The sequence below is a fragment of the Salibacter halophilus genome, from assembly GCF_008806325.1.
GTDB lineage: Bacteria > Bacteroidota > Bacteroidia > Flavobacteriales_G > Salibacteraceae > Salibacter > Salibacter halophilus.
This window is the reverse complement of sequence record NZ_WACR01000006.1, coordinates 37,894-51,401: the sequence shown is the minus strand read 5'-3', so window position 1 is coordinate 51,401 and position 13,508 is coordinate 37,894. Positions and strand designations below refer to the sequence as shown.

Here is a 13,508-nt window from a genome sequence, read left to right as displayed (position 1 = left end):
GGCTCAGCTGAGCCTCTTTTTTTATGCAATAAAGTTGAGTTTAATCTCTTGACTGTAAGCGGGCAAATAACTTAAGGAGCTCTAAGTAGAGCCACACTAGCGTAACCATCAACCCAAAAGCGCCAAACCACTCCATGTATTTTGGAGCTCCAGATTTTGCTCCTCGCTCAATAAAATCAAAATCGAGCAATAAGTTAAATGCTGCTACTCCTACAATTACAAGGTTGATTCCAATCATGATCCAGGATGTATTTTGCAAACTCAGGAAAGAACCGCCAAAAAAGCCCATCACCATGTTGATAATGTACATAAGTGCAATTCCGCCAGTTGCTGCCATTATTCCAGACCGCAACTTCTTGTTGACCTTGATAATTCCGGTTCTGTAAAGAAAGAGCATCGCAAAAAGAACCCCTATTGTAGAAGCTACTGCCTGGAAAACAATTGATCCTCCGCCAAAGCTCTGACTGATGAACAGCGATATTCCTCCCAGGGCCATTCCTTCAAGCAAAGCGTAAACTGGCGCTGATATTGGTGATAGATTTGGCTTAAATGAAGTAACTAATGCCGCGATTAATCCGCCAATAATACCAACCCACATTAGTGTTGTACTAGGATTGAGCCATGTGTACGAAGCACTGGCTAAAACGAGCAGAGTTAAAAGTATCGTCTTATTGACAGTACCGGCAATTGTCATGCTTCCTTCAGCGGCTGCAGATTGAGTAGCACTCTTAAAAGCTTTCGAATTAAAAGCCGGGTTTGAAGATTGTATTTGTCTCATTGTTTTTTTCTGTTTACTCAGGTTCTAAACGACTTGTAGAATGAATTGGTTACTTTTTCCCTGTCGAGCCGAATCCGCCTTCTCCACGATTACTATCTTCAAGTGAGTTAACTTCTTTCCATTCAACCTGCTCGTGTTTTGCGATAACCATTTGCGCCACACGCTCTCCATCTTCAATCGTTACATCTTCATTGGATAAGTTCACGAGCAATACACCAATTTCTCCGCGATAATCAGCATCGATTGTGCCGGGAGCATTCAAAACAGTAATGCCCTGTTTAAATGCGAGTCCTGATCGTGGCCTAATCTGAGCCTCATAGCCCGCCTGTAATTCCATAAAAAGCCCTGTCTTGATCAATGTTCGTTCAAGTGGCTTTAGCGTTACAGGAGCGCCTAAATTAGCGCGCAGGTCCATTCCGGCACTCTGCTCAGTAGCGTAATGTGGTAGCTTGTGTTTGCCTTTGTTGACAATCTTTACGTTCATAATAACTGTTTAATGCGTTTGCGTTCAATGGTCAGAACCGTAAACAGGAAGACGAGAAGTATTCCTGTGTTCAACGTGTATTTTATCCAGCCTTCGAGATCTGGAATTGTGCTTAGTCCGTAGAGAGCTACAGCATAAGCCAGATAACCCAAAACTCTTTTTAGGTCGTATGGAATTGGGTTGTGTTTTTGGCCAAAGAAGTACGATAAATAACACATACTAGCGTAGGCTGCAAAAGTAGCCCATGCAGCTCCTTCGTAGCCCATTTCTGGAATGAGCATGTAGTTTAGTACTACAGTAATGATAGCTCCAACTACAGCGAGATAAGCTCCGTAAATCGTCAGGTTTTTGATTTTGTACCAAACACTCAGGTTGTAGGTCCAACCGAGGAAAATGTTGGCTAAAAGTAAAATTGGAACAATATGTAATCCTTTCCAGTACTCCTCTCTTCCCAAAAAATGCTTGAACAAATCGAGATACATGAGTACGAATAAAAACATACCTGATACGATGATGGTAAACCAGTTCATGACATCAGCATAGGCGTGAGCTGCACCCTGTTGCTTTGCTCTTGAAAAGAAGAACGGTTCCACGGCATAGCGAAATGCCTGAATGAAAAGCGTGATCACGATAGAGAGTTTGTAAACACCTCCATAGATTCCAACCTGAGACTTAGCTGCTGTTTCACCAATTTCAGGTTCCAGTATTACGCGAATCAGTCTCCTGTCAAGTGTTTCGTTGATGATTCCGGCAAAACCTGCTACCATAATGGGCAGTGCATAGATCAAAAGTGTTTTGATCTGCTGTGAATCGAGCTTGAAGTGAACGAGCCTGAAGGTTGGTGATAGCGCGATAAACTTGATTCCGCTCGCTATAAGGTTGGCGATAAAAACATATCCCACACCAATAGCCGGATTGTAAAATGTATCGATGAGCCAGTTTGATGTTCCTTCACGAGCTTCCGGAATGAGGTATCCGATAAAAAACAAGTTGAGCCCGATGTTGACACCAATATTCAGAAAGTTAATGACAGCAAACTTCACTGACTTTTCATCTTTCCTGAGCTTGGCTAGCGGAATTGCTGAGAGTGCATCAAAACCGAGAGCCAGTCCCATCCACACGATGTACTCGGGGTTTTGCTCATAACCAATCCAGTCGGCCAGGAGGTTCTGACCGAAAATAATTATGATGAAAAAGATGACGGTGCTGTAAGACAAAAAGCCCAGCACATTGCCAATTACTTTATTGCTATCAGTGTTTTGTTCGTTGATGTAGCGGAAATAGGCGGTTTCAAGTCCCCACGTGAGTAAGACAGCAAAAAAAGCTGATAGCGCATAAATTTCAGTGATGACACCGTAATCTGCTGTGATGAACTGAGTGGTGTGCAGCGGCACCAATAGGTAGTTGAGAAACCGACCCAGCATGCTCGATAAGCCGTAAATAGCGGTTTGACCTGCCAGTTTTTTTAGTGCTGCCATGAATTGATTTGTGGGTCAAAAGTAAAATTTAAAATCGGGTTGTGGGGAGAAGGAGGTTCGTAACAAAAAAAGCCGCATGCTGCGGCTTTTATGTGAAAAGTATATTTTGATTTATTCGCCTTTAAAGTTGGGCTTGCGTTTTTCGAGGAAAGCTGAAGTTCCTTCTTTGAAATCTGCTGTTCCAAAAGAATTTCCAAACTGGTTGATCTCTTCCTCAAATCCGTTTTTCCCTTCTTCAAAGCCTGCATTAATCGCTTTGATTGCATTTGAAATGGCTTTTGGAGAATTCTTTTTGATGGCATTAGCGATTTCCTGGCATTTTTCGAGAAGCTCACTCTGGAAAGTAACATGGTTTACGAGGCCCCAGTGATGAGCATCTTCAGCATTGATCATACCTGCTGTAGCAACCATTTCAATTGCCTTTCCTTTTCCAACGAGCTGAGCGAGACGTTGAGTTCCTCCGTAACCCGGAATAACACCTAGAGAAACTTCAGGTAATCCCATTTTGGCGTTTTCTGATGCAACGCGAATGTGGCAACTCATGGCCAATTCGAGTCCGCCACCTAAAGCAAAACCGTTTACAGCTGCAATTACAGGTGTTCCGAGTGATTCCACCAAATCGAATAAGTTTTTGTGTCCGTCAGCACTCAGTGATTTTCCTTCCTCAACACTGTAATTTGCAAACTCCTTGATATCAGCACCCGCAACAAAAGCTTTTTCGCCAGTTCCGGTTAAAATGATCACCTGAATATCGCTGTTTGCCTCACCATCTTTGAAAGCCTGAGAAAGCTCGCCAATGGTTTCGCGGTTGAGAGCATTGAGTTGCTTGGGTCGGTTTATCGTGATGTATAAAATATTGTCTTTTGACTCGGTTTGTATGTTGTTATATGCCATTTTGATTGAATTTTTCTCTGCTCAAAATTATATATTTATTCAGAGCTCAATGGGAGCAAAATTGTGAAAGTGGTGCCTTCATTCACTTTTGTTTGGAAGTTGATTTCGCCTCCGGCAGCATTTACGATGTTTTTCACCATTGCCAGTCCGAGTCCCATTCCGCTCGATTTTGTGGTGAAATTAGGGCTAAAGATTTTCTCTTTCAATTCATCGGGAATTCCGCTTCCGTTATCGCTAATTTTCACGACAACATTTGAGTTTGTTTTTTCCAAAAAGATTTTGATTTCGGGTTCTCTTTCATCGGGCACGGCCTGTAATCCGTTTTTGATAAGATTCGTGAAAGCGCGCAACAGGTGTTGTTTATCGGCAAAAACATAATGGTCAGATCCTTTTACCTCAAGATCGATTGCTCCGTTGTTGCGATGCAACTCAATAGCCGAATTGAGTACAGATTTCACGTCTACTTTTTCGTTTTGGGCTTTTGGCATTTTGGCGAAATTGGAGAATTCACTCGCGATGCTCGAAAGTGTGTCGATTTGCTCGATTAGGTTCTGACCGATAGATTGAATGCGCTCTTCCAGCTCCTCGGGGTTTTGCTTTGCCGTACGTTGAAGGTGCTGAATGTTGAGACGCATTGGCGTGAGCGGATTTTTAATTTCGTGAGCAACCTGCCTTGCCATCTCTTTCCATGCAGATTCACGCTCGCTTTTGGCGAGTAGCTGAGCACTTTTTTCGAGCTCTTCCAGCATCCGGTTGTAGTCGTTGATGAGCTCCCCGATTTCATCTTTGCTGTTCCACTCAATGGGTTCATTTTTCTTGTTAATACGCACTTCTTTGAGTTTCGCACTGATTTTTTTGAGGGTGTTGGTGATGTAATTACTCAGTAAGAAAGCGACAATCGAGGCGAATAAAAACAACAACACATAAACCTGGGCAAGAGTTAGGAGAAACGAAGAAACTTCATTCTGCATGGTTTGTGAGTCCTTGCGATACGGCAAATTGATGATGGCTATTTTCTTGTTGCCGTTTTCTAAAATGAAATAAGCGGAGAGGTATTCTTCACCATCGAGCCGTTCTTTTTTGACAATGGATTCGTTGGGTTTGAGTTTATGCAGAAGTGAGTCGGGAAGTGTTTTGGAGAAAACGCCTTTTTCAAAAAGCTCAACCTGAGTTGAACCCAGCAACTCTCCATCAGTAGTGTACACGTTTAGATCAACGTCATGGATTTCAGCCAATTCATGAATCTTGTTTTCCAGCTTTGCATTGACGTCTCTTATTCCGTTTTCAATGATAAAATACTGCAGCGAGAGCATAATGGTGTTTTCCTGCTGCTGTAGTCTGTTTTGATGAAACTGTTCGTTGCGGTTCTGAAAGAAAGCATAGGTCGATATACCAATGACAATGAGCGAAATGAGTATCAACGCCATCATTGAAAGGTAGATGCGCGTACCCAACCCCAGTTTTAATGATTTTTTGCTCTTTGTCATGGCTTATCTTTTTCCTAGATAAGCAAAAACCGGGCTAAAGTTATTCAGTGCCCTCGTCATTTGTGATTTGCTGAGCGCTTTCGTCTAGAATTTTGAACAGCTGATCGAGGTTTGGTGTGAGGATCACTTCAATTCTGCGGTTTTTTGCTTTGCCTTCAGGAGTGTCGTTTGATGCTATTGGAAAGTGTTCTCCTCTGCCGGCAGCAGTGAGTGTTTGCGGATCAATGGAGCTGTTGTTCATCATAATTCTCACAACTGATGTTGCTCGCATCACAGAAAGATCCCAGTTGTCTTTGATACATGAAGAGCTGATTGGGTCTGTATCGGTGTGACCTTCAACTAAAATGGTGAGTTCGTTTTGGTTTTCAAGTGCTTTAGCCAGCTGAACGACAGCTTTAGTACCTTCAGAGCCGACACTTGTTGAACCACTTGCAAATAGCAACTTGGCCTCCATAGAAACATAAACGCGTCCGTTGCGCTGTTCAACTGTAATACCCTTGTCGGCAAAACCGGTTAATGCATCTTTTACTTTATCGCGAAGTGCTTTAACAGCAGCATCTTTTTGAGCGATTATGTTTTCGAGTTCCTGTACGCGTTTTTCGCGAGCCTCGAGTTCTTCCTGAAGTTTATTGAGTCGCTTCTCTTTGTCATCCAGTTGTTTGTCGAGCAGCTTGAGCTTATCCTCCTTGATTTGAAGATCATCCTGGAGCGCCATTACTTCGCTCATTAGTTTGCGGTTTTCCGCATTTGAGCCGCTTTCGAGAGCATCAGCTTTTTCACGAAGTTGTGTGTTGATTTTTTTGAGGCGATCAGTTTCGTGACGCAATTGACGGTACTGTTTTGCTGTGGAAGCCGTATCATCAATCATTGATCTCACAGCCTGCTTGAGCTTTTTTACCTCAGCTTTGAGCTCGGCATTTTCAGTTTCGAGACGATCTTTTTCTCCTGCGAGATATTCGCGTTCTCCCTCGCATTTATCGTATTTTGTTTTGAGTTCTTCAACGCGTTTTACAGGTACGCACGAAGCAAACAGGGCGATGAACAAACTAAAAGCTATGAGTTTACGCATGATACAGATACATTTTTTCCAATATACAAAGGTTGATGTCAAACGCGCTCAAAACAATGGATATTGCGCTATTTTATGAACAGATGTCTTTTGACAACCTAAGGAATTAGTAAAGAGCTATCCCCGTAACTCAAAAACCTAAAGTCATTGTTGAGCGCATAATCGTACACTTTTTTCCAGTCAGATCCTATGAGTGCAGCAACCAGTAGCAAAAGCGTACTCCCGGGCTGATGAAAATTTGTGATGAGTCCGTTACAAAACTTAAACTCGTATCCCGGTGCGATGATAATCTCCGTTTGTCCGCTCAACTTGTCAATTTTGTGGTGTTTCATGTATTCCAAAATCATTTGGAGCGACTCACCTCTCGAAGCATCCCACGGCTCATCGTACGGTTCCCACTGCCCGATGCGAAACGGCATTTCCATTTTGAAACCGTGCTTAGCAATTTGTGCGCCAACCCAATAAAGGCTTTCCATCGTACGCATAGCAGTTGTTCCAACGGTTATGAGTGTTTTGTCATCCGTTTTGAGGAGTTCTTCAACAGTGTTTTTACTCACTTCAAAAAACTCACCGTGCATAGCGTGATCGCCAATTTTATCTGTTTGTACGGGTCTGAAAGTGCCTGCACTCACGTGTAGTGTAACCTGAGAAGAGTTGATTTTTTCTTTTTCAATATCGGTCAGAACCGAAGGCGTAAAGTGCAAACCCGCGGTGGGAGCGGCTACTGACCCTTCAACTTTGGCAAAAACCGTTTGATAGCGCGACTTGTCTTCCTCCTCAGCTTCTCGTGTCATGTAAGGAGGTAGCGGAACTTTTCCGGCTTCTTCTAGAAGTTGAGAAAAGGTGAGGTCTTTAGGCTCCCAGCTAAACTCGATTAAAAAGCGCGCATCTTCCCTGTCGATTTTTTTGACGTTCAACAGATCGCCTCTCCCGGTTTGAAGTGTGAGTGTTTCTTCTTTCCATTTTTTTGCTCCGCCAACCATGCACCACCAGCGTGTGCTTTCGGTTTGTGAAAGAGCCAGCTCAGCGCTCGGTTCTGATTGTGGCTCCAGGCAAAACACTTCAATAACACGTCCGTTTCGGTTGCGGAAAAACAGCCGGGCGGGAACGACTTTCGTATTGTTGAAAATCAGGTGTGTATTTGATGGAAGCTCATTTGGTAGCTTATTGAAAGTTGAGTGACCTGTTTCTCCCTTCCTGTAAGTGAGAAGTTTTGAGCTATCACGAGGCTCAACAGGGTATTGAGCGATTTTTTCATCGGGCAAATCATACTGGTAACTCGCGATTGAAATTTCTTTTGGGTGAGACATACTAAGGTTTTTCTTTTTTCTCATATCGGTTATTGAAGGCACCTTCTTTAAAGCCATCTAAAATTCCGAGCCAAATAAACTTAAAAAAAGTAGTTTCTGAAGGTCTGTTTACTGTCGATTTTGTTTCAAACTTATACTCGTCTTTCAATGGATTATCGATGACGAGGTTTGCCAAAAACGATGCGATTTTTCTCTTTTTCTTTTGACCGGTTTCCTGATCATATTTAAACACCTCAATATCAGCATCTCTGAACTCGTAGTTCATTTTGACATGGTTTTGGTATTTGTTACCATCCATCCGCAATTTCAAATACGGGATGTTTCCCGAGTTGATGTGAACGCGGGTTTGTGGTTCAATTAACTGGTTGAATTTTGAAAGGTCGAGATCAGTGGCATTTGCAGCAATAAAAAAATCATCTTCAGTACTCGAAAGGTCAAAGGTCCATGTTGAGTGAAGCCAGCCGGTATTATTGGGCAGGCAGCTGACTTCAAAAATTGTTTTTCCGCTTGTAGGCAATGAATTTGTGACATTTTTCAGGTATCCGTTGATTTGTTCAAATTCGAGTTGTGACCTCGGTTCGCCTTTGAGCCCCGGAATTTGATAAGTAAGTGCGCTGTTGTTAATCAGCACTGAATCAATTTTAATCGGGTTTTGGATTGACTTTAAGGCAGATTGAAAAAACGGAAACTTTCTGTCAGGTGGAAAAGGGAGTCTAGGGTTGTTGAATAATTGAATATTCAGCGAATCAACAGAAAGTTTTTCCGCTAACCAGTTTTGGTAGAGGGCACTTTCGTAATCGATTTCGTCAATGGTGAGATCACTAAACTGAAACCGGAACCACATTTTGCGAAATTGTGTTTGCCTTTGAAAGGCTTCAATACTTTCGAGGTGTTGAACAGAACCTGATTTGAGTTGAATTTTACGTTCGTTAAAATCAAATTTCAGCCTTGATAAACGAATTTGTTTTTCCTCATAGTTTGGGAAAACAACCTCTGATGCTTCGATTATTATGCCTTCTGTACTCAACCTGTTTTGAATGGAACCTTCAGGGTTGTACTGGATCTGACCAGCAATCATATTGAATGAGTCCATAGACCCTATTTGTCTCGATTTACTCGACTTCGTTTGGTAATGATGCAAGCTTGCAGATGCTTCTTCAATTGCAAAGTTTTTGATAAGAAGACTTTTAAAAGAAAAGAGGGATGAATAATCCTTTTTATTTCCGTCCTCAGGCGGTTTTTCATCAGGTTTTGGGAGAAGTTCTAAAGTAACCTCAGGCTTTGAAATAGTCAATTCACCGATTTGGAGTTCTGAATTCAGTAATTGAAAATAGCTCAGCTTATTGAGATTGACACTTTTGACCTTTAATTGAAAAATAATTTCGGGGTTGGTCTTATTTTCTATTAGTTGGTCAACAATTGATCTGTTTGGAGAAACTTTGAACTTTGTCAGTGAAGCTGAACCATCAAATAATTTCACATCAACGCCTTCAAAGTACAGGCTGTATAGATAAGTTTCATTAGATTGTAATAGTTTTTTGAGCTTGTATTCAACCCATTTTTCCAATCCAAAATAGCCAGCTATGGCAATAACCAGGATACTAACGATCCATATAACTACTTTCTTGAGGTTCATGATCTATGAACCAAAGGTCAACATATTTATGTTTCCGTGAAAGCTTTAAAATGAGGGCTAGATCAACTGTCCAGTTTATCGATCTCTTTTAAAACATCTTCAGCTTCTTGCATTTTTTGATCAGCGGCTTTTCTATCCTTGTGTGAAAGAGCGTGAGACTCCTCCATCAATTTTTTATATTTCTTTTGAAGTTTCTTTTTGGGATCAGAATTGAATAGTCCAAACATAATTATCTCTTTTAGTATGCAACACGTGAATGGGTGGGTTGTTCGACTATTCGAATGACAATTGCATTTTTTGAATGCGGTTTTCGAGTGTTTCGGCAATGAACTTCTCTCTCAATCGATCCACCATCACAGGAAAAGCAAATGGAGTTGGCTTTTCCGGTTCTGACAGAATAAATTTTTGGCTGTTGATGCGTGCCAGGGCTTTAAACAACCTGTTAAACTCGAGTTGAAATTCCAGAGCCTCTTCAAAAGCTTCTTTGTAAAGTAGGTTACGCGGTTCGTAATCGCGGAATACAACAAAAAACAACTGTGAGGAAGATTGCAGGTGCCTGTCAGATTTCGATTTTCCGGGATAGCCTTTGAACACGAGTCCGCTGATTCCGGCAATATCCCTAAATCTTCTTCGAGCCATTTCTGATGCATTGATGCTATTTTGAATATCATCCATCAAATGATCAGTTGTAAATAGGTTGTTGTCGATAGCATCCTGAATGGGAACAGGCTGGTCGCTCAGCAACTCAAATCCGTAATCGTTGACTGCAATGGAAAATGAAATGGGCTTGAGCAAACTCATGCGATAAGCGATTAAGCTCGCGATTCCCTCATGTACAAATCGCCCGTCAAAAGGATACATGCAGCAATGATAGCCATCTCTACTTTCAAAAACTTCTATGAGAAACTCGTCTTCCAACGGAACGTGGCTTCGCTCTTTTTGAAAATTTAGGAGTGGCTGAATAGTCTTGAGTTCAACATCAGATCCGGTGTTTAAAATGGCTTCCTGCATTTTTTCGCGGAGCATTTCTGAAAGGTTGCTGCTCAAAGGCATTCTTCCTCCCTGCCAACTGGGAACTTTACCGGTTTTGCTTTTACTCCTCTTCACCTGAACCACCATGTCTTTGATTCTCACAAGTTCAAGACTTCTTCCTGCAAACCAAAAGACATCGCCAGGCTTTAGTTTAGAGATAAAGGACTCTTCGATTGAGCCAATTCTTCCTCCTGAAACAAATTTAACTGTGAGCATTGCATCAGAGACGATTGCTCCAATTTGCAAACGGTGTCTCATGGCTACTTTTCTGCTTGTAACTTTGTGGAGATTGTCTTCCAGTACATCAACTTTGTGGTATTCGTTGTAGCTGTGTAGGCTGTCACCTCCGGTTGTGATGAAATCCAAACACCAGAGCCATTCATCGTCATTGATACTGTTAAAACTGAATGTGGATTTTATCTGCTCCAGTGTTTCATCAGGGTAGAACCCGTCTCCAACTGCGAGTGTCGTGAGGAACTGAACTAATACATCAAACGAACGGATATAAGGAGTTCGTTCCTCCATGTAATTTTGATCAATTGCTTTTCTCAGTGCAGCCGCTTCAATTAGCTCGAGCGAATGAGTTGGCACGAAGTAGATCTTACTTTTCTCTCCCGGGCGGTGTCCACTTCGCCCAGCTCGTTGAGCGAATCGAGCGACACCTTTTGGTCCGCCAATTTGAATGATCGTTTCAACAGGCCTAAAATCAACACCTAAATCAAGGCTCGATGTGCAAACAACAGCTTTTAGGCGTTCATCATGCAGAGCATCTTCAACCCAGTCGCGCAGTTCTCGTGAAATAGAGCCGTGATGCATGGCTATTTGTCCGGCTAATTCAGGATCTTCATCCAGAATTCGTTGATACCAAATTTCACATTGAGAACGCGTATTGGTGAAAATCAGAGTTGTTTTACTTTCCTTGATAATGGGGACAACTTTGGCGAGTAGTTTTATTCCCAGGTGTCCGCTCCAGGGAAATTTTTCAACTTCATCGGGCAAGACAGAGATGATCTCGAGCTCTTTTTTGATATCCGCTTTAATGAATGCCGTTTTTTGAGGGTCATGGTCAGATCCGAGAAGAACCTCCATCGATTCCTCCATGTTCCCGATAGTAGCTGAAATGCCCCAAACGCGCAGCTTTTTGGATGTGAATTTCAGTCTGCTCAGAGCCAGCTCCATCATCACTCCTCTTTTGGAACCCATCAACTCGTGCCATTCATCACAAACCACGGCTTTGAGGTTTTTGAACCGCTTTGCGGCATTTTTTTGTGCCAGGAGTAAGTGCAAACTCTCAGGAGTAGTGATCAATATTTGCGGCATTTTTCGAGATTGGCGGGCTCGTTCTTTGCTTGATGTGTCCCCGGTTCTGACCGAAACCTCCCAGGGAATATTTAGCCCATCAATCATTCTTTTGCTCGAGAGATGGATTTCTTTACTCAGCGCCCTAATTGGTGTTATCCAGATGACCTGAAGTCCGCGAGGCTGTTTGTAATCTCCTTTTTGGAAACTCAGGTATTCAGAGAGAATACCACCGAGCATGGCATATGTTTTTCCTGAACCGGTTGGTGCATTGATAAGCCCGTTTTTACCAGATCTGTATGCAGACCAGGCTTCTTTTTGGAATGCAAAAGCATCCCAACCTTTATCAGAAAACCACTTTTTAATTAATGATGAACCCGCTGCCACAATGATGTAAATTCAAATAAAAGTAAAATGTTCAACTTGATTGCACTTTTTGATAAGTATAAAAAACGGTTATATTTGAGGCTTTTCAAACCAAAAGTTAAACTATGTTAAAGCCAGTAGCGTACTTATTAATTGCTCAAATTGTACTTTTTTCTTCTTGTGCCTCAGTATTTAACGGGAAGCAACAAGAGGTTGTAATAAGAACTGAAAGTGACAGTACTGAAATTTTTGTGGATGGTGTTATGATTGGTAACGGCCCTCAGGTTGCCGAAAAACTGGATCGTGATGTTGAAGCAAAACAAATAAAGGTCAAAAAGGAAGGACACAAAACAGCTTATTATATCCATGGCCAATATAAAAGACCTTTTACACACTTTTTCTCATATATTCCTTTTTTGCCTTTAGCGGGTCCTTATGTTGACACCTACAGTTCAACAGGATGGAATTACGATAAAATTACACCAAAATATGAAGCCGGCCCTGTAATTCCTGAGCGTTCAAAGGATCAAAAATATTTATACGCTCAAAACACAAATTTCAATGTAAATACTGGTGATGCTACATATAGCTATTACAACTATAAAAACTATTTAAGAGATGCTGCTCCTAACTGGGTAGAGGGAAATAGCGAAAGTTTAGAGATTGACAACTCTGTTTTTTCAAGCGCGGTCAATTCATTCTTATATGAGCATAACTATGCTGATACTACAAATGTGATCATTAAAAGAAAGACCAACTCACTTTTGCTCGATGGAGAAGTTAGTGACCTTGATATTAAGGAGGTTACTATGAACAAAGGGCATACAACGAATTTTGTTGAGGTTGAATTGGAAATCAAGTGGTCTATACTGGATGTGTATGGTGTTTCTCAGCTCGATAAAAAAATAAAAGCTACAAGTGGTCAGTTCAGTACTGATTTCTATGGAAGCAGCAACAATCCCAATGTGATTTCAATGGCTGTGAATGACGCTATTACGAATAGCTTTCTCAAGTTGATTAAAAACTTTGAGGTTAAAAAGGTAATGGAGCGTGAAGAGTTCAACCCTGAAGAGTTTGAAGAGCTTACTGTAAGCGGAGGTGTTAACCCTACAAATCTCGGGATAAGTTCAAAAAGTGCTGTTACTATTCTCTCAGGAGATAATGGTCATGGAAGTGGTTTTGCTGTGAGTAAAGATGGTTACATCGTAACGAACTATCACGTTATTGCTCAGGATATGGACGACCTAAGAATTAAGGATGACACAAATGAAATAAAAGCTGAAGTTATTCGCTACAGCGATGAGGTAGATCTCGCTCTACTCAAGGTTGATAAAGAATTTGACAATCCTTTTAGTATTCCAAAAACAGAAAACTTCAAATTAGGACAGGAAGTTTTTGCAATAGGAACTCCAAGAAATGTTCAATTAGGGCAAACGATCACGAGGGGAATTGTTTCGGCAGTTCGAGAAAATGAAGGAATAAGGCTTTTACAAACAGATGTTAGTGTAAACCCGGGAAATAGCGGAGGTCCGCTAGTGGATAGAGATGGTAATTTGATTGGAGTGGTGCGTAGTAAACTACTTGGTGTTGGTATAGAGGGAATTAGTTTTGTTGTACCAGCTGATCAAATCAGACAGTTTATCAACGTAAAGAATTAATCACCTAAACCTCTATT

11 protein-coding genes are annotated in these 13,508 nt (G+C 41.6%); 1 reads left to right on the top strand and 10 read right to left on the bottom strand.

Annotated elements, in window-relative coordinates:
• Positions 1 to 40: 40 nt before the first annotated feature.
• From F3059_RS07785 to F3059_RS07740, 10 genes are all read right to left on the bottom strand, one after another.
• Positions 41 to 778 (bottom strand): Bax inhibitor-1/YccA family protein, encoded by a 738-nt coding sequence (locus tag F3059_RS07785; RefSeq protein ID WP_151167932.1) that lies wholly within the window; start codon positions 776 to 778, stop codon positions 41 to 43.
• Between the two features lie 49 nt (positions 779 to 827).
• The gene (dut, locus tag F3059_RS07780; RefSeq protein WP_151167930.1) at positions 828 to 1,262 is read right to left on the bottom strand and encodes a dUTP diphosphatase; all 435 of its coding nucleotides are present in this window, start codon (positions 1,260 to 1,262) and stop codon (positions 828 to 830) included.
• Positions 1,259 to 2,740 (bottom strand): lipopolysaccharide biosynthesis protein, encoded by a 1,482-nt coding sequence (locus F3059_RS07775; RefSeq protein ID WP_151167928.1) that lies wholly within the window; start codon positions 2,738 to 2,740, stop codon positions 1,259 to 1,261. The genes dut and F3059_RS07775 overlap by 4 nt, the downstream gene beginning before the upstream one ends.
• A 111-nt stretch (positions 2,741 to 2,851) precedes the next feature.
• Positions 2,852 to 3,634 carry an enoyl-CoA hydratase/isomerase family protein gene (locus F3059_RS07770; protein WP_151167926.1) on the bottom strand — a complete coding sequence of 261 codons (783 nt, stop codon included), beginning with the start codon at positions 3,632 to 3,634 and terminating at the stop codon, positions 2,852 to 2,854.
• Between the two features lie 35 nt (positions 3,635 to 3,669).
• Positions 3,670 to 5,121, bottom strand: coding sequence for a sensor histidine kinase (locus F3059_RS07765; RefSeq protein WP_151167924.1), 1,452 nt, complete (start codon positions 5,119 to 5,121; stop codon positions 3,670 to 3,672).
• A 40-nt stretch (positions 5,122 to 5,161) separates the two neighbouring features.
• On the bottom strand, positions 5,162 to 6,190 hold the full coding sequence (locus tag F3059_RS07760; RefSeq protein WP_151167922.1) for an OmpA family protein: 1,029 nt from the start codon (positions 6,188 to 6,190) through the stop codon (positions 5,162 to 5,164).
• A 98-nt stretch (positions 6,191 to 6,288) separates the two neighbouring features.
• Positions 6,289 to 7,524 carry an S-adenosylmethionine:tRNA ribosyltransferase-isomerase gene (locus F3059_RS07755; RefSeq protein WP_151167920.1) on the bottom strand — a complete coding sequence of 412 codons (1,236 nt, stop codon included), beginning with the start codon at positions 7,522 to 7,524 and terminating at the stop codon, positions 6,289 to 6,291.
• Positions 7,502 to 9,136, bottom strand: a complete 1,635-nt coding sequence (locus F3059_RS07750; RefSeq protein ID WP_151167918.1) for a DUF748 domain-containing protein — start codon at positions 9,134 to 9,136, stop codon at positions 7,502 to 7,504. Before F3059_RS07750 ends, F3059_RS07755 begins: the two co-directional genes overlap by 23 nt.
• Before the next feature lie 62 nt (positions 9,137 to 9,198).
• A complete protein-coding gene (locus F3059_RS07745; protein ID WP_151167916.1) occupies positions 9,199 to 9,363 on the bottom strand; it encodes a Lacal_2735 family protein in 165 nt (54 codons plus the stop codon).
• 46 nt (positions 9,364 to 9,409) lie between these two features.
• A complete protein-coding gene (locus F3059_RS07740) occupies positions 9,410 to 11,854 on the bottom strand; it encodes a ligase-associated DNA damage response DEXH box helicase (RefSeq protein WP_223274573.1) in 2,445 nt (814 codons plus the stop codon).
• Between the two features lie 104 nt (positions 11,855 to 11,958).
• Here F3059_RS07740 and F3059_RS07735 point away from each other — a divergent pair, with 104 nt between their 5' ends.
• Positions 11,959 to 13,491, top strand: a complete 1,533-nt coding sequence (locus tag F3059_RS07735) for a S1C family serine protease (protein WP_151167912.1) — start codon at positions 11,959 to 11,961, stop codon at positions 13,489 to 13,491.
• Positions 13,492 to 13,508 lie beyond the last annotated feature (17 nt).

Excerpts from the sequence above, each read along its gene's own strand:
- F3059_RS07785 (WP_151167932.1), bottom strand. The coding sequence starts at position 778 with ATGAGACAAATACAATCTTCAAACCCGGCTTTTAATTCGAAAGCTTTT.
- dut (WP_151167930.1), bottom strand. The coding sequence starts at position 1,262 with ATGAACGTAAAGATTGTCAACAAAGGCAAACACAAGCTACCACATTAC.
- F3059_RS07775 (WP_151167928.1), bottom strand. The coding sequence starts at position 2,740 with ATGGCAGCACTAAAAAAACTGGCAGGTCAAACCGCTATTTACGGCTTA.
- F3059_RS07770 (WP_151167926.1), bottom strand. The coding sequence starts at position 3,634 with ATGGCATATAACAACATACAAACCGAGTCAAAAGACAATATTTTATAC.
- F3059_RS07765 (WP_151167924.1), bottom strand. The coding sequence starts at position 5,121 with ATGACAAAGAGCAAAAAATCATTAAAACTGGGGTTGGGTACGCGCATC.
- F3059_RS07760 (WP_151167922.1), bottom strand. The coding sequence starts at position 6,190 with ATGCGTAAACTCATAGCTTTTAGTTTGTTCATCGCCCTGTTTGCTTCG.
- F3059_RS07755 (WP_151167920.1), bottom strand. The coding sequence starts at position 7,524 with ATGAGAAAAAAGAAAAACCTTAGTATGTCTCACCCAAAAGAAATTTCA.
- F3059_RS07750 (WP_151167918.1), bottom strand. The coding sequence starts at position 9,136 with ATGAACCTCAAGAAAGTAGTTATATGGATCGTTAGTATCCTGGTTATT.
- F3059_RS07745 (WP_151167916.1), bottom strand. The coding sequence starts at position 9,363 with ATGTTTGGACTATTCAATTCTGATCCCAAAAAGAAACTTCAAAAGAAA.
- F3059_RS07735 (WP_151167912.1), top strand. The coding sequence starts at position 11,959 with ATGTTAAAGCCAGTAGCGTACTTATTAATTGCTCAAATTGTACTTTTT.